The organism is Lewinella sp., assembly GCF_050633125.1.
Classification (GTDB): domain Bacteria; phylum Bacteroidota; class Bacteroidia; order Chitinophagales; family Saprospiraceae; genus Lewinella.
Map to the genome: position 1 here is coordinate 47,015 of NZ_JBOEFX010000021.1, position 16,183 is coordinate 63,197.

Below are 16,183 nucleotides of genomic sequence, written 5' to 3' on the forward strand. Positions count from 1 at the left end.
AGAAGGTTACTTCCCTGCCACGACCAATACAATTTCACCTTTGACTTTATCTTTCTCGCGGTAATAGTCCGCAAGTTCTTGTAGGGTCGCCGTCGTTACTTCTTCAAACATTTTCGTAAGCTCGCGCGCTACGCAGGCCATTCGTTCTGGGCCACAATGTTCAATCAACTGATCCAAGCACTTGACTAGCCGGTACGGGGATTCGTACATCACAAATGCAACGGGAAGCTCTGCCAAGTACAACAACCGGGTCTGGCGGCCTTTTTTATGAGGAAGAAAGCCCTCAAAGTGAAATTTATCAGCAGGCAGGCCCGAAGCAGTAAGCGCTGGAATAAGGGCTGTTGCTCCTGGCAAGGCTTCCACACTTATTCCTGCCTCTACACAAGCCCGCACCAGCAGAAACCCCGGATCACTAATACCTGGACTACCCGCATCTGTCACTAGTGCCCACTCGGCCCCTGCCTGTAATTCCGCTACTATCCGATCGGTTACTTTGTGCTCATTGTGCGCATGAAAAGCCCGTAACGGTGTCTCTATCTCATAATGCTGTAGCAGTCGCTTACTGGTACGCGTATCTTCCGCCAATACCAATGTAACCTCTTTCAATATCCGCAATGCCCGTAGGGTAATATCCTCAAGGTTGCCGATTGGCGTAGGAACAAGATAGAGTTTACCTGACATAGTGTACTAGAATTAGAAGTTGTTTTTCATCAATTATCACTTTAGGTAAAAGCAGCTTGTTTGTAACAGGTTTCGCGGGCTTTAGTCCGCACAGGCAGGATCGTTCTAGCGGACTAAAGCCCGCGAAACCTACTAAAGTGAGAATTATTGATGCTTTTTCTGACTTAGAAGACCAAAACCGGCTAATGCGAATTCACCCAAGCTAGCCATTCAGCATAAATAGTATCAAAAACGAATTCAACATCAGTCAATTGAGCATTTTCATCAAACTTACATTTGCGAAGATAATGGTCGTGATTGAAGTAAGCCCTAAAATGAAGATTACTTTTCCTTTGCCTAATAGCTTCCAACTGCAAGAGCTCCATATTAAACACCTTTTTATCAGCCGTTCCGTAAGCAACCAGTACTGGAATTTCTAATGCTAGCAAATCATAGAATGCTGGCTCAGAAAAAGAGACCCATGCCCTATTTGTATCACCGCCTTTTTCACTTGTCGACTCAGGCTCTTGGTTCATCGTTTTCCACTCTTCCATTACCGCCTCTATTTTCTCACGAGCGGCCTCCTCAGATGTTTCTCCTTTGAGCGACCTAAACTTTACATCTAATATCTTTTCAAGGTAGCGACCAAAAGGATCGGAAGAAAAATAGACCAAGTGAGTAACAAGATCACTCACCAGTGCTAGCTTAGCCCCCAATCGTGCACCTTCAGATCCGCCAACTATAACGACCTGCTCCAGTCTTATTTTTCGAGTAATATCTTGCAGCACTGCTTCTCTGCTACGTACATAATAATCCAAATAGTTTCTTTCCTGATACGCCGCTATCATCTCACCCGTACCCTGATCCAGATACATGCCTAATTCGTCCAGTTCCTCTCTTTTGACAACAGGAGGAATCCCTGGCTTTGGAACAACACAGAAATAGTATTCTGCGGCATAATCCATTGGAGATATAGGAATATTAGCAACCACACTACCGTCGTTTTCTACCACAAGTAATGGTTTCGGCATTGACCCTTGGAGAAAAAGGACCAATTTTTCAGGGTCACGATCCCGCGTACCTCCCCCCATGTAGTAGGTCAACGAATCCCCTTCAAAGGGAATAGTGTAACTAAAGTAGCCGAAACGTTGCAACAAGAGATCATCTTGTGCAGTAGCATCTGTAATGACTGACAATAGAAGGCAAATACCTAACAACAATTTCCCCATCTTATTCAGAGTTAGCGTTTAAATAGTCTTCCTAAATCATAGGATCACTCTGGCGATTGGCTTTATAGCGCCCTTTGCCAAACTTGGTGCCATTAAAACTCATCGTTGGCCGCAGACGCTCCTGCTCTTCTTCCGGAAGGGAGATAAAATCGATGCATTCACTGGAACAACAGCTTTGATTTCTCTCTGCACATTCTTCACATTGAATAAAAAGAATGTGACAAGCGGTATTCACACAGTTGTTGTGCGTATCACTGGGTTTGCCACACTGATGGCATTTTGAAACGATCTCTTCTGAAATGCGCTCTCCAAGACGTTCGTCAAAAACGAAATTCTTCCCTAAGAACTGGTTTTCTAAACCTTCTTCTTCACATTGCCGCGCATATTCAATGATGCCGCCATCGATCATATGAACCGCTTCAAAGCCTTTGTGCATATAATAGGCGCTGGCTTTTTCACAACGAATACCACCTGTACAGTACATGATGATCGGCTTGTCCTTGGCATCCTCAAACATCTCTTCGACTAAGGGCAGTGCTTCCCGGAAGGTTTCTACATCAGGACGGACAGCGCCTTTAAAATACCCGACCTCGCTTTCGTAATGGTTGCGCATATCTACCACAATGGTCTCCTCCTTGTCCATCAGTTCATTCACTTCTCGTGCAGAGAGGTGCTTACCACGTTTGGTAACATCGAAGGTCTCATCATTAAGGCCGTCGGCAACGATTTTGTCGCGGACTTTGATCTTTAACTTGTAAAAGGACTTACCATCGTCATCAATCGCAATGTTCAGGCGAATACCGTTCAGGAACGGGATACTAAACATGGCTACTTTGAAGGTCTCAAAGTTATCCGTAGGTACAGATATTTGACCATTGATACCTTCCTTGGCTACATAGATTCGTCCAAACACCCCAAGCTTTGACCAATCCCTAAAAAGTTGGTCGCGAAAAGCCAGCGGGTCTTCGATTTGATGGTACTGATAAAAGGAAAGAGTGGTGCGCGCCTCCTCAGAGGTTTCCATACGGCGCTTCAGCTCGTCGTTATTGACGAGGTTGTGTAATCGTTTAAACATGTTATTTTTCTGTAGTTAAGCTAATTTCTGCTAAAGCAGAATGGGCAAGTTGCAGACTTGCTGCCCAATTACAGGGGTAAAGATAAGCAGACTTCGTCAAATAAGCGTTAAAATTGAGCTTTGGCACGGTTTTGGAAAACCATTCATTAACAAATAAGGTATTTACTTGGAGTAACTCAATAGTCCAACTAATGTAACATTCGATGCAAATCTGCTATTTTTGACATCATTAGTTATAGCTAACTGCCCATTTACACAATTTTTAAGATACATATTTGTTAATTACAAAAGATTACAGCAGTGTCTTTTTGAACTGCTAATCGTCTCAAGAAGTAGATCCGACAAAATACAGTTATATGAATTTCAAAAAATCAATTTTCTTTTCGCTCGCAGCGGTATTAATGCTCGCTGCATTTATGTATCCACAGTTGAGCGACGAGCAAAAAGAAGCCGTTCTCTTACAGACTTTGGTGAAAAGCATGGAGCGTTATCATTACAGTCCCCAGGACATTGATGACAGTTTCTCTGAAAAAATTTATGACCTGTATCTAGATGGCATTGATGGTGGCAAACGCTTCCTGACAGCCAAAGAGGTAGCCCAACTAGAACGCTACCGTCACGAAATTGACGACCAGGTTAATGCCAGCGATTTCACTTTCTTCAACCTCAGCCAAGAGTTGATGGAAAAAGCACTGGTACGTGCTCAAGGCTATTACAAAGATATCCTTGCTACACCATTTGATTTTGCCGGTGGAGAATCAGTAGAGCTTGATGGCGAAAAACGCGCCTATTCAAGCGACGAGAAAGAACTATGGCAATATTGGCACCAATACCTCAAGTATGAAACACTTGATCGGTACGCTGAAGCGATAGACAAGCAAGAAAAAGGCGATGAAGAATTGGCTGGAAAAACAGCAACGGAGTTGGAAGCAGATGCACGAGCAGATGTTTTGACCATGTTCGACCGCTGGTTTGATCGTTTGATCAAACTAGATCGCGAAGATCGGATGAGCCAATATTTTAATGCCTTTACAGGTGTATTCGACCCACACACCAATTACTACAAGCCAATTGACAAGGAAAACTTTGATATCCGCTTTAGTGGCAAACTTGAGGGGATCGGCGCTCGCCTGCTGACAGAAGGAGACTACACCAAAGTCACTGAGATAGTCGTAGGAGGCCCTGCTTGGAAAGGCAAAGAATTGGAAGCGAATGATATCATCACAAAAGTTGCTCAAGAAGGAGAAGCTCCTGTTGATATCAAAGGCATGGTAATAGATGACGTCGTTTCACAAATTCGCGGCAGCAAGGACACCAAGGTTATCCTAACCGTCAAAAAAGTAGATGGCTCTGAAAAAGAAATCATTATCACTCGTGATATCGTGATTTTAGACGAAAGTTTTGCTAAATCTCTCATTATCGACGGACAAGCTCCAGGTGAAAAAATCGGTTACATTTCTTTACCTAGCTTCTACGCTGACTTCCAGGATCGTAATGGCCGCCACTGTGCTGACGATGTTGAGAAAGAGATTGAAAAACTCAAAAACGTTGGCGTTGACGGTATCGTTCTTGATCTGCGTAACAATGGAGGAGGCAGCCTACGCGACGTAGTCAAAATGTCTGGTTTCTTCATCGAAAGCGGACCTGTTGTTCAGGTAAAGTCTCGCGATTACGAGCCAGAAGTATTGATGGATGTTGATCCACAAGTTCAATATGACGGACCATTGGTAGTTATGGTTAACAACTTTAGCGCCAGTGCTAGCGAAATTCTTGCAGCAGCTCTACAGGATTATGGTCGTGCCGTTATCGTAGGTAGCAACTCTACCTTTGGTAAAGGAACTGTCCAGCGCTTTATTGACTTAGACCGCACCCTTCGCGGCTTTGAAGATGTCAAGCCACTTGGACAAGTTAAATTGACTACGCAGAAGTTTTACCGCATTGATGGTGGCTCTACCCAACTGCGTGGTGTAACGCCTGATATCATTTTACCTGACAATTATGCCTATATTCAAACAGGCGAAAAAGAGCAGGAATACCCCATGCCTTGGACAGAGATCGCTGCTGTAGATTATGACCAGAAGGTTCTTAACATGACCCACATGGAGCAGATCGAGGCGCGTAGCAAGGCAAGAGTAGCCAGTAATGAGATATTCAGTAAAGTACAAGCCAATGCAGCTCGCATGCAGAAATTGCGCGACCTTACAGCTTACCCTCTTGACCTAGAAGCCTACCAAAACCTGGAAGCTGCTCGTACCGCAGATGCAGAACGCTTTAAAAATCTCTTCGACAAAGTGGTGATCACTAGCGCTCGTAACCTAGACGTAGATCTCCCAATCTTCGAGGCCGACGAAAGCAAGAAGGCAAGAAACGAGGACTTCTTAAAAGCTGTTTCTAAGGATGTCTATATTAACGAAGTGCTTTCTATCATGCACGATGTAATTGAGTTGGAGCGAGTGGCGATCAATGATCGTAACTAAGCTCCCCTTGTCTTAACAACTTTCGGAAAAATCCCGAATGCTAGCAACAGCCGGCATTCGGGATTTTTTATTACCTCTCCTGAAGTGATTTCCAGAATACAACTTTGTCCTCTTCCTCCTTATAGAAATCCCTAATTCGAGCCTCTTCTGTATAGCTACACTGATGATAAAACGAACGGGTACGTTCAAATTCTGGCAAGCCTGAGGTTTCTACTAAAAGCACTCGTGCCCCTTGCTCGGCGAGGAGGTTTTCGAGATAAGCCATAACCTGCCGGCCATAGCCTTTGCTTTGTAATCCTGAGTAAACCGCAATAAGATAGAGATTCCAGGTACCTTCTGTCATTTGCTCTGGGGCACAGAAAGCAACGAAGGTTGGATGGTCTTCTTCGCCAGTGAGCCAGATACTTTCATCTTTGCCAGCCAAATAAGGCGTAATCATATCATCAAGTAAATCAGGTGGAAAAAGATCGCTGGTAGCAATTACTGCTTTTAACCGAGGAATATCTGCTGCTACGACGGGGCGGATGTTTAAAGTACTCATACTTGCAGGTTATTATTTCTCTGCAAAAGTACCCTATTGAAGGTAACTTTATTTGTAAAACATTCCTGCTGGAATTAAATAAGAACAGCACGAAAATAAAATGCGATTCTGTTTTTCATAATAGTTGAATAAACGATTCACTTCAAGTGTTTTAACTATTTGAAAAACCTAAAGAGAAGCGCATTTTGTCTTTTGCGCAATATTACGTAGGTACAAAAAAAGTGAGCCGCCCAAATGGGGCGGCTCCACAACAAATCATAATCTCATGAAAAAAAGACGACCTAAAATTCTTTGGTCACTCTGTTAGACGTACTTTCTAAAGCTTTGTCACACAGGGTGTTTATATTAAAATAATTACCTTCTTGTTGGGTTGGTTCCCCGCCGTAGCGGGGAACCGTTTCAAAAACTTTTGGGATTATGCCTACTAGACCGCTATTGGACTAGTAACTTACCTGTCTGAAGAATCTGCTTGTCGGTGTATATTTCCAGGAAATATAAGCCTGCAGGCAAATTATCTCGTTGTAAAGTGAAGCTAGTTCCGTTGAATTTCTCCCGACGCATTTCACGCCCGGCGACATCACGGAGAACCATCTCCAGCTGGTTGCATTCACAGTCATCGATAGTGATGATGGCTGATGAATGGAAAGGGTTCGGCTGAACCCGTATATTGAGTCCTTCTCTTACCGGCGGTTCCGTTAGTTCGACTGCTAAACATCCTTCAACAAGGAAATCTTCGCAGGCAAGTGAATAACGGATGCTGTTGGTAATATCCGGAGCAACGTAATCAAAGTAGACGGCAGCACGATTTTCAATAACCGTTCCAAGTGGCAAGTTGGGTTTTTGGGATAAAGTGAACTTTACGTAACCCCTGGAATCGATCTCCGATCCGCTGCCGTCTGCTGGAAGCAAGTTTAAATCGTTAAAGGTGATTTTAAGAACTCCGCTGTTGTAAATTTCAAAAGTATAGGGATGACTTGCGGGTCCTGCAGCCAAAGTGGCTAAATCTAATTCCTCGGGAAGTGTATCCCGAATCACCAAGCGATTTAAAGTATCACTTTCGGTATTGGCGAATAAAACTGTGTATTCAATATCGGTGTTCGTCGTAATGATCGAATCCTGATAGCCTTTGGGATGGCCGATTAATAAGTTCGCCGTACCGAAAGTGTTTAAAATTTCTTGCACATCTATGTCAACATAAGGATCCTGATCGTTTTCAGGAAACTGGGTCACTTGACCCGTTGTGTATCCTCCTTCGCCTTCCAGCGTACAACCCTCAACCACTACTGTGGGATAATTGTTACCTGGGTGGCCTTCAACTTGCTCTACAATTAAGCGGTAAGTAGCACCTAGCATGCTTGCCGGAATTGGATCACCAATTGGTTCCTCTTCATCAGGATCAAGCGTAGGCACTGTTCCATCTCGGAAAAGTAACTGATCCTCGATGATGACAAAATTTTGTGTGCCATCAGTAGGAGCATCTCCTACGTTACGAGCAGTAAAAATAATGTCGCTTCCTTCGCAACGTCCGGTTACTTCGATGCTCGACATGTCCCAATTGGGATCAATCGGACCGCAGTATTCATTAGGATAGATGTTTGTACTTACAATCACTGATTGTAAATTTTCAACATCTTCACAAGCAACATCTACCGTGATGGTAAAGCTTCCACAAGTAAGCGGAGCGAGATCGCCAAGCCTTACTATAATGGAGTTACTTGTTTCCAGTGAAGTATCTACGCTGGCCGTCACATAAGTGAGTTCTTCGTCCAGGAAGATTTCCACATAAGCATCGGCTGCTGTTGCAGAACCATCGTTGCAATATTCTACCAGGTAATCTACCTGAGTACAAGCTTGCAGTGGTCCGACTCCTGTTTCAACACTGAGAACAGGACAAGCATCCGGAATGCTTCGTACCGGAAAATTGTAAACCAAAGAGTCATAACTGGCCGTGAAACTGACGGGAAAACTTGCGGGTGAGCAAATGTTCCAAGCATTATTCTTAGGTAAAAGGCTTACAGTGTAGTTGCCGATGTCTACCGGGATGCGGTAATGTCCTTGCTCATCAGTAGTACCGATAAAGCGGCCATTGTTTCCATCAACTTCTACTAGCCAATCTTTCAGCGGAGTGTCTCCATCCTCGAAAGGATTACAACCATCCTGCGACCAGAATACTTTGCCTTGTATCAGATTCGTAAAGTAATTGCCTTCGCCATCTACTCTGATTATACTCAGATCATTGATGAAACCTTGGCTGAGACTATTGTGTCCAGCTATAATAAAGCCTTTGTCAATAGTTTCTACTACATCGAGTCCGAATCGCCAATCGGAAAATTCCTCGCTAAGATTACGCTGCCAAACCAATTCTCCCGTTGGAGACATTTTAAGCAACAAAATCTCCGGTGTACTTTCGTTGAGTTCAGAATAACCGGTAGCAACAATACTACCATCTTCCAACTCCGTCACACCGTACAATTCCTCTCCGAAGAGGCTAACCTCAAGTTCACGTGTCCAAAGTGTATCTCCGTTGAGATCACTCTTTATAATATAAGTGTTATTGAAGTTATTCGAAGAACCAACCAGTAAAAGGTTACCGTCTTGGGTCTTGATTAAATCATTAACATCCTCATTATTTTCCTGTCCATCTCCGTAGAAACGCGCGGCTATTTGATTCCCCGCAGCATCTAAGCGATAAATGGCAACATCATTGTCTGGAAAATTTCCGCCATTTTTTACGTTCGCAGCAATTGCATAACCGCCATTGATTTCGACAATTCCTTGGCCTGCATCAGGATAAGGAGTGCCGTAAATGCGGCGCCACTGTTCCTCTGCATTGGCATCCAGTTTGATCATCAAAATATCTGACTGATCCATCGCTGGGTTGGCACTCGATCCAATGATAGCATAACCGCCATCGTTGGTACGAATAATTTCCCGGCCACTCTGGAAGAAACCGTTATTCTCGAAACGAATAGATGATCTAACCTCGCCTAAAGGATTAACCCTTAAAAGGTATACTTCGCTAGGTGTTCCTGCGGCGCTACCATTTGCTTCGTTGATATCTCCTAAAATCAGGAGGTCACCGTCATCTAGTAGAATGATATCGTAAGCATGCTCGATATAGCCTTCATCATAGATTCTTTCCCATAATGGAGTACCATCTACATCGGTGCGAACTAAATAAATGTCAAAATCATTGTCGCTGCCAAACGACTCACTATAGCCTACTGCAACATAGCCTTCATCGATCATTTGGAGAATAGCGGTACCGTAGTCTTCGTTATCACCTCCAAAAGTCGCTTCCCATCCTTGCGCTAAAGCCGACTGACCAGATAAAACAAGTAACAAAGCTATTGCGAAGCTTTGCACTATATTAAGTAGTCGATGAGCCTTTGCTCGTTTCATTAGCGCTTGAATTAGGTCGTTTGCTTCTGTTGACATTACAAATGTGCCCCATTGTTGAAACGAAAACAAGGACAAAAAAGTTGTTTTGTTGAAAAAAATCGTACTTTTATAGCGCATAATTATAATTAAATAACTGAAAAACAGTTGATTGCATTATACTTGATTGTTTATTATTTTTAGCCATTTTTTTATGAAAAATTCTACAATTATTCCGGTTTTAAAAACACTTGATAAAAAAGAATGCCGAGAATTCACTAAATGGCTGGCTTCTCCCTTCTTTAACCAACGTAAGGATGTCATTGATTTGTTCCAATACCTGACCGCCGGACAGCATTTAGCAGAAGAAAAATTCTTACTCAAGGAACGAATTTACCGAAAACTCTTCCCGAAGGAGAGCTATGACGATGCTAAGTTCCGACAAACCGTGCATTTCCTCTACAAACAACTGGAGCAGTTTATTGCGTATAAAGAAATTGAACGGGATGAATTTGCTTACTCCGTAGCTTACTTAAAAGCCTTGCGTAAGCGAAACGTACCCAAAGTTTTTCAAAATAAATTCAAGGCAATGAAGCGTCAAGGGTTGGGTAGCCAACTTCTTGACAATTCAGGACTCAAGCATTCTTTCGCGCTATATGATGAACACTCCTCCTTATTAGGTGGAATCGATCGGACAAAAGATATCCATTTACAGGAGTGCATAAATGCTTTTGACACCCTTTTTATTGCTGAAAAACTGAAATATGCATGCCTTGCACTTTCTCACCAGCAAGTTTTTCGCACGACTTATGAAAGCAAATTTTTCGAAGAGGTAATAAAAACCGTAGAAACCGAGCCCAGTTTACTCGACTACCCTGCTATTGCCATTTATTACTACGGTTATCTCGTACAACGAAAAGACGAGGACAGCGACGAATACTACTTCTCTCTTAAATCTACACTCCAGGAACACCTGGATGTTTTCGGAGAAAGCGAGCAGCGAGACATTTACTTAATGAAACTAAATTATTGCATTCAGCGTATCAACAAAGGAGCGACTAATTTCCAACGAGAACTCTTCGAAATCTACCAAGACACTTTTGAAAGTAAAATCATTCTGGAGAACGACGTTCTTTCACGTCGCACCTACCTTAATGCGATTATGATTGCATTGCGCTTCAAAGCTTTCGACTGGGTAGAAAATGTAATCAAAGAATACACCCATTATCTCGAACCAGAATATCAGAAAGTCTTCCGTGATTTTTGTGAAGCCAAACTAGCTTTTGAATTAGGCAACTACTCTCGTGCTCAGCAACTACTCCTTTATTTCGACTCCAACGATATCCTCATCAGCATGAATGCAAAAACCATGCTTTTGAAAATTTATTACGAAGAAGACGAACAAGATGCCCTCGAATCACTATTAGAGAGTATGAAGGTTTACCTCAAACGCAAGAAAGTCATCGGCTACCATAAAGATGTATTCCAAAACATGCTAAAATACACCAAGAAGTTGGTACGGATCAATCCGTTTGACAAGGAAAAAAGAGTAACCCTCCGGAAAGAAATAGAAGAAGCTAGCCCCCTCACTGATCGCCCCTGGCTTTTGGAGCAGATTGATAAAATGGGGGGATAGGTTGCTGGCTTTTGAATTTAGGTTATACTACTGAAAATAGTTATTCATCCATCGATTTTTCATACCCTGCCAAAGCAGTCTTGATCAGCCGTCTAATCCTGCGCCGTATTCTGTTTGGTGAAAGCACGCGCAACCCAGGACCAAACCCGAGCAGCAGCCTTTCCAATTCAAAATTTGGGATCACCCAAATATTAACGACAGCACTACCATCATCGTACCCTTCTTCTACCACCTGCGAAGGATGCAAGGGTTTGGTTAGCACGTAAGGTGCATTTTGTGCATCAAGCCAAAGACGTATCTTGGTTATCCGGTAGGTGTTCACCGTTACGCCCACTACATTCTTGTAATAGGCTTCGGGATCAAAATTAGGCAAAGGGATAAAAGGAAGACCTGGAAAGGTAACTCCCTGTATACGGTCAAGCGCAAAACTAAGAATTCGTGTTTCCCGTTCCTTGGTTGCTAATAAAAACCAACGATTGTTAAACTCACGTAGCAGCAAAGGATTCAACACGACCAAGCCTGGCTGTTTGGCTTTAAACGACTGATAAGTTAATCGTACTACTCGTTGTTGCCGAACAGCGCGGTAAAGCTCCTCCAGGTGCTCCAATCCGCGTAGCCCCTCATTGCTTTCCAGCATAATGGCAATAGGCTGTTTTGAATCGGCCGTACTGACCTTGTCTTCCAATTTTTGCACCAAGCCACCCAACTCCTGGAGATGGCCAAAACCTTGAAACTGCTTAAGCACAGACACCGCCTCCCCTAGTTGTTCTAAATCTGCCGTACTCAAAGGCCCTTGTAAAATGCCATAGTCGGGATCAGCGTAAGTGTAATATTTTCGTTTCTCTACCACAATGGGTGCTTCGTAGCCTAGTTTATCTGAGCGCATCATTTGCAAATCATACTGTATGGTGCGACGACTTACCGGACGATCAGAACCTTCGTATTCATAGAGAACCTCCGAGCATGCCTCCATCAAGTCATCCAATGTCCAACGGCGTGATCGGTTACGCAGGCATTTGTCAATAGTGCGGTAACGAATAAGAGCTAATCGATTGAGCGCCATTTTTCTCTTAAAAATCCGAAAAAAAATTTTACTGCGCAAGCCCCCTGCGTAGTAAGGCTTCAATTTTGTCTCAGAACAAAAGATAAAGTCAAAAAATGTTACTCAACATTACCGTTAAAGGGCCTGAAGCTACCCAACTAGGCTATCTGTTAGGTAAACACCCTGACAAATACCAAACCAAGGAGCTCAATTTTGGCCTAGCCCATATTTTTTTTCCCGAGGCAAATGCCACAAGCTGCACTGCTACACTACTGATGGATATCGATACCACACAGGAAATGCGCCAAAGTCGTCGTGATCATTTTGGCCGCAATGCCAACGTCAAAGCTGGCCTAGATCAGTACGTCAATGACCGGGCTTACGTTACCTCTTCCCTATTTACCACTGCAATTTCAAAGGTCTATTCCAGTGCACTCAATGGTACCTGCAAATTTAAACCGCAACTGATCGACCAAATATGGGATATTGATGTGGAACTTGCTGCCGTTTGCGTAAAAGGAGGCACGGGTTTACTTGAAAGTTTATTTTCTCCCCTGGGTTACACATGCAACTACGAACAAGTGTTGCTCGACAAAAACTTCCCCGACTGGGGCAACAGCCCTTACTACCACCTTCACTTGCGTACAAAAAACACCGTCCAGCAGGTACTCCAACACCTTTATATACTGCTCCCTGTTCTCGACAACCAAAAGCATTATTATTTCAAACAGGATGAGGTTAGCAAATTACTCAGCAAAGCCAGTCAATGGCTGGAAGATCATCCCGAAAGCAATTTGATCACCCGCCGGTATTTTAGCTATAAAAAAAGCTATCAGAAAGCTGTCCAAAACGTGCTTCAACCATCAATAGAAGAATCTGAGAAAACTACCGGCAACACGGAAAAAGAATCATTAACCTTACATCAATTACGCCACGAGCGCGTCACTCAAGTGCTTTTAAAAAAAGGCGCAAAAACGATCCTCGACTTGGGATGCAGCTCCGGCAAACTGTTACAACGCCTCCAACAAGAAACTTCTTTCACCCGCCTGACAGGTGCCGATGTTTCAACGGAAGCATTGTATATAGCTGCACGGAGATTAAACTTGGACCACCGCCAAAATCAAGAACCAGACCCTCGCACAGGGCTCATTCACGCAGCTCTGACTTACGAAGACGAACGCTTTCATGATTATGATGCAGCCTTACTGGTAGAGGTTATTGAACACCTCGAGCCGGAGCGACTCCCCGCTCTGGAGGATGTTGTATTTGGCGCAGCTCAACCGGGCATGGTCATTGTCACAACGCCGAACGTAGAATACAATACGCTTTTTCCAAACTTGGCAGCAGGTATTTTTCGCCATGCTGACCACCGCTTTGAATGGGACCGAAAAACCTTTCGGAACTGGGCAAAGCAAACTGCTCAACGGCATGGCTACAGCTACGAGCTATATCCTCTTGGCGAAGAACACCCCATACATGGAGCACCTTCGCAAATGGCCGTTTTTACTAAAATCTAATCGATTACAACTTAGCATTAATTTATACCAATGAATACTTCAATCAACATAAACCTCCCGGAAAAGGGCCTCGTTTTATTAGTAGGTGCCAGCTCAGCAGGGAAGTCTACTTTTGCTAAAAGCCACTTTAACTCAGCAGCCATCCTGTCTTCCGACCAGTGTCGGGCAATGGTTGCCAACAACGAACAAGTACTGGATGCCAATCAAGCAACCTTTGAAGTATTGTACCTGATTGTTCGCAAGCGGCTGGAAAGAGGCTTATTCACGATCATTGATGCTACTAACCTTGACATGGAGGGAAGGAAAGCACTAGTAAGAATCGCCCACGAATACCACCTGAGTACCTACGCTATTGTTCTACAACCTGACTTAAAAACACTAAAAACGCGTAATCAGCAACGCCCGGATCGTCAGCTACCCGTTCGAGTAATTGTCAACCAGCATCAGCGAGCAAGGCAAGCTGTTCGGCAGTTGCGTAGAGAAGGTTTCCGCCAGTATTGGCTATTACCGGAAGGGAAAGAAACAAGTATCACTTATCATCCCATGCCCAGTGATTATAAAACCTTTACCGGGCCGTTTGACATCATTGGCGACGTACACGGTTGTTTCGAAGAATTGCTTGCCTTATTGAACAAACTCGGCTACCAAGTAGAAGAAACCGCTACTGGCGATTTCGATATCAGCACGCCACCAGGCAGAAAAATCATCTTTGTTGGTGACTTGGTCGACCGTGGGCCAGCAAGCCACAAAGTGCTTAAGTTGGCCATGCAAATGGTCGCTCAAGAGCAAGCTTTTTGTGTACCTGGCAACCATGACGATAAACTAAAAAGGCACCTCGAGGGCCGTCAAGTAAAAATAGCTCATGGCTTGGAAATGACTTTAGAGCAACTGTCGGCCACCACCCCTGAATTCCAACAGGAAGTGCTACAGTTCTTGCAGCAACTCCCTCTGCATTTAGAGCTAGACTATGGTAAACTCTTGGTTGTTCACGCAGGTTTAGAAGAATCGATGCACGGGCGAGAAGGTAATGCAGTACGTTCTTTTTGCCTTTATGGCAAAACTACTGGCAAAACAGACGAGCACGGACTTCCGGAGCGCTACCCATGGGCACAAGACTACCAGGGAAAGGCAAAAATAGTTTATGGGCACACCCCCGTAAGCCAACCACAGTGGTTCAACCAAACCATGTGCCTGGATACTGGCTGTGTATTCGGAGGTACACTCACGGCATTGCGTTATCCGGAAAACGAGATCGTCCAGGTTCCGGCGCTGGAAACCTACGCCCATAGCAGTCGGCCTTTTCAGCCACCAGCTACGAATAACAGTACTACCCTGAAAGCAGCCGATGTACTAGGAAGAAAAACCATTGCAACACGTTTATGTACTAAAATTCTGATACCAGCAAACCAGGCCATTCGAGCACTGGAAACGATGAGTCGATTTGCTGTTGATCCACGTCAGTTGATTTACTTACCGCCAACTATGTCGCCAGTAAAAACCAGTAGCCTACCGGACTTTTTGGAACACCCCAAAGAAGCTTTTGATTACTATCGTAAGCAAGGGTTGAATCGAGTTGTTTGCCAAGAAAAGCACATGGGCTCAAGGGCCGTTATTACGGTAGGAAAAACAGCGGCAGCGCTTACGGAACGATTTGGTGTAGAGAAAGGCTTGGGTTGGATCATCACCCGTACGGGAAGAAAATTCTTCAGTGATTCCACTACAGAACAGACTTTACTCACCAGAATCAGCAACCAACTAAGCAGGAGTGGTTTTTGGGAACGCCACCAGACCGACTGGGTCTTGCTGGATGCCGAACTGATGCCCTGGTCGGCAAAAGCCAGTCAGTTGCTTAAAACCCAGTATGCTGCTACTGCCACTGCGGGCGACCTTTCCCTAACAGCAGCGCAAGTGACCGTAGATAACGCCCTACTCAGGCTGCCGGAATTAAGCCCACTAAAAGAACGGCTTTCTCAACGCCAAGAGAATATTCTAAAATTCCGCCAAGCTTATCGCCATTACTGTTGGAACGCAGCTGGGCCGGAGGATTTACGGATTGCTCCTTTCCACTTGCTAGCGACCGAAGGCCAGGTTCATACCGACAAGGATCACGCTTGGCACCTGCAAGAGTTAGGCACTTTTTGTAGTAAGGAGGAACCTTGCTTAGTCGCTACTAATCACCGCTGGGTAGATCTTGACAATGAAGAAGACATTCAGGCCACTACCGAATGGTGGCTTGGTCTCACCACCACTGGTGGAGAAGGGATGGTCGTAAAACCTGCTTCTTTTGTAGCCAGACAAAAGAACTCACTGGTACAGCCCGCCTTGAAAGTCAGAGGTCGGGAGTATTTAAGGATCATCTATGGACCAGATTACACCCTACCTGACAATATGGTACGCTTGCGTCAACGGCATATCAAAAAGAAGCGTAGCCTCGCCGAGCGGGAATTTGCTCTCGGGATTGAGGCAATGGAACGTTTCGTCGCTCGTCAGGCGCTGAACAATGTACATCAGTGCGTGTTTTCTATCCTCGCACTGGAAAGTGAAGAGGTAGATGTGAGTTTGTAAACACTCACATCTACCTTCTACTCCAAGTGGCGATACAATCGCCGAGTATCCCTTTAACAAAAA

At 44.3% G+C, this 16,183-nt stretch carries 10 protein-coding genes; 4 read left to right on the forward strand and 6 right to left on the reverse strand.

Annotation, left to right across the window (positions count from 1 at the left end; all coding sequences use genetic code 11):
* Window positions 1-6 precede the first annotated feature (6 nt).
* The 3 genes from rsmI to ACRBG0_RS05660 all read right to left on the reverse strand — a co-directional run bounded on the left by rsmI (window position 7) and on the right by ACRBG0_RS05660 (window position 2,964).
* Window positions 7-681, reverse strand: a complete 675-nt coding sequence (gene rsmI / locus ACRBG0_RS05650) for a 16S rRNA (cytidine(1402)-2'-O)-methyltransferase (protein WP_431485928.1) — start codon at window positions 679-681, stop codon at window positions 7-9.
* Between the two features lie 182 nt (window positions 682-863).
* Window positions 864-1,889 (reverse strand): hypothetical protein, encoded by a 1,026-nt coding sequence (locus ACRBG0_RS05655; protein ID WP_431485929.1) that lies wholly within the window; start codon window positions 1,887-1,889, stop codon window positions 864-866.
* A gap of 31 nt (window positions 1,890-1,920) precedes the next feature.
* Window positions 1,921-2,964 (reverse strand): rhodanese-related sulfurtransferase, encoded by a 1,044-nt coding sequence (locus tag ACRBG0_RS05660; protein WP_431485930.1) that lies wholly within the window; start codon window positions 2,962-2,964, stop codon window positions 1,921-1,923.
* Window positions 2,965-3,320: 356 nt separating this feature from the next.
* Between ACRBG0_RS05660 and ACRBG0_RS05665 the strand changes: the two genes are divergently transcribed.
* Entirely contained in the window at window positions 3,321-5,441 is a 2,121-nt protein-coding gene (locus tag ACRBG0_RS05665; protein ID WP_431485931.1) for a carboxy terminal-processing peptidase, read from the forward strand.
* Window positions 5,442-5,511: 70 nt separating this feature from the next.
* Here the strand turns inward: ACRBG0_RS05665 and ACRBG0_RS05670 are convergent, their stop codons facing one another.
* Together ACRBG0_RS05670 and ACRBG0_RS05675 are read right to left on the reverse strand one after the other, a co-directional pair.
* Window positions 5,512-5,982 (reverse strand): GNAT family N-acetyltransferase, encoded by a 471-nt coding sequence (locus tag ACRBG0_RS05670; RefSeq protein WP_431485932.1) that lies wholly within the window; start codon window positions 5,980-5,982, stop codon window positions 5,512-5,514.
* 432 nt (window positions 5,983-6,414) lie between these two features.
* Window positions 6,415-9,384 carry a T9SS type A sorting domain-containing protein gene (locus ACRBG0_RS05675; RefSeq protein ID WP_431485933.1) on the reverse strand — a complete coding sequence of 990 codons (2,970 nt, stop codon included), beginning with the start codon at window positions 9,382-9,384 and terminating at the stop codon, window positions 6,415-6,417.
* A gap of 190 nt (window positions 9,385-9,574) precedes the next feature.
* Between ACRBG0_RS05675 and ACRBG0_RS05680 the strand changes: the two genes are divergently transcribed.
* Window positions 9,575-10,996, forward strand: a complete 1,422-nt coding sequence (locus ACRBG0_RS05680; RefSeq protein ID WP_431485934.1) for a hypothetical protein — start codon at window positions 9,575-9,577, stop codon at window positions 10,994-10,996.
* Between the two features lie 40 nt (window positions 10,997-11,036).
* On the opposite strand, the gene ACRBG0_RS05685 is transcribed toward ACRBG0_RS05680, so the two are convergent.
* Window positions 11,037-12,059 carry a helix-turn-helix transcriptional regulator gene (locus tag ACRBG0_RS05685; RefSeq protein ID WP_431485935.1) on the reverse strand — a complete coding sequence of 341 codons (1,023 nt, stop codon included), beginning with the start codon at window positions 12,057-12,059 and terminating at the stop codon, window positions 11,037-11,039.
* Window positions 12,060-12,154: 95 nt separating this feature from the next.
* Here ACRBG0_RS05685 and ACRBG0_RS05690 point away from each other — a divergent pair, with 95 nt between their 5' ends.
* Both ACRBG0_RS05690 and ACRBG0_RS05695 read left to right on the forward strand, forming a co-directional pair.
* Window positions 12,155-13,555, forward strand: a complete 1,401-nt coding sequence (locus ACRBG0_RS05690) for a 3' terminal RNA ribose 2'-O-methyltransferase Hen1 (protein ID WP_431485936.1) — start codon at window positions 12,155-12,157, stop codon at window positions 13,553-13,555.
* A 30-nt stretch (window positions 13,556-13,585) separates the two neighbouring features.
* A complete protein-coding gene (locus ACRBG0_RS05695) occupies window positions 13,586-16,120 on the forward strand; it encodes a polynucleotide kinase-phosphatase (RefSeq protein ID WP_431485937.1) in 2,535 nt (844 codons plus the stop codon).
* Window positions 16,121-16,183 lie beyond the last annotated feature (63 nt).

Coding starts and splice junctions, on each gene's coding strand:
- rsmI (WP_431485928.1), bottom strand. CDS start 681: ATGTCAGGTAAACTCTATCTTGTTCCTACGCCAATCGGCAACCTTGAG.
- ACRBG0_RS05655 (WP_431485929.1), bottom strand. CDS start 1,889: ATGGGGAAATTGTTGTTAGGTATTTGCCTTCTATTGTCAGTCATTACA.
- ACRBG0_RS05660 (WP_431485930.1), bottom strand. CDS start 2,964: ATGTTTAAACGATTACACAACCTCGTCAATAACGACGAGCTGAAGCGC.
- ACRBG0_RS05665 (WP_431485931.1), top strand. CDS start 3,321: ATGAATTTCAAAAAATCAATTTTCTTTTCGCTCGCAGCGGTATTAATG.
- ACRBG0_RS05670 (WP_431485932.1), bottom strand. CDS start 5,982: ATGAGTACTTTAAACATCCGCCCCGTCGTAGCAGCAGATATTCCTCGG.
- ACRBG0_RS05675 (WP_431485933.1), bottom strand. CDS start 9,384: ATGAAACGAGCAAAGGCTCATCGACTACTTAATATAGTGCAAAGCTTC.
- ACRBG0_RS05680 (WP_431485934.1), top strand. CDS start 9,575: ATGAAAAATTCTACAATTATTCCGGTTTTAAAAACACTTGATAAAAAA.
- ACRBG0_RS05685 (WP_431485935.1), bottom strand. CDS start 12,059: ATGGCGCTCAATCGATTAGCTCTTATTCGTTACCGCACTATTGACAAA.
- ACRBG0_RS05690 (WP_431485936.1), top strand. CDS start 12,155: ATGTTACTCAACATTACCGTTAAAGGGCCTGAAGCTACCCAACTAGGC.
- ACRBG0_RS05695 (WP_431485937.1), top strand. CDS start 13,586: ATGAATACTTCAATCAACATAAACCTCCCGGAAAAGGGCCTCGTTTTA.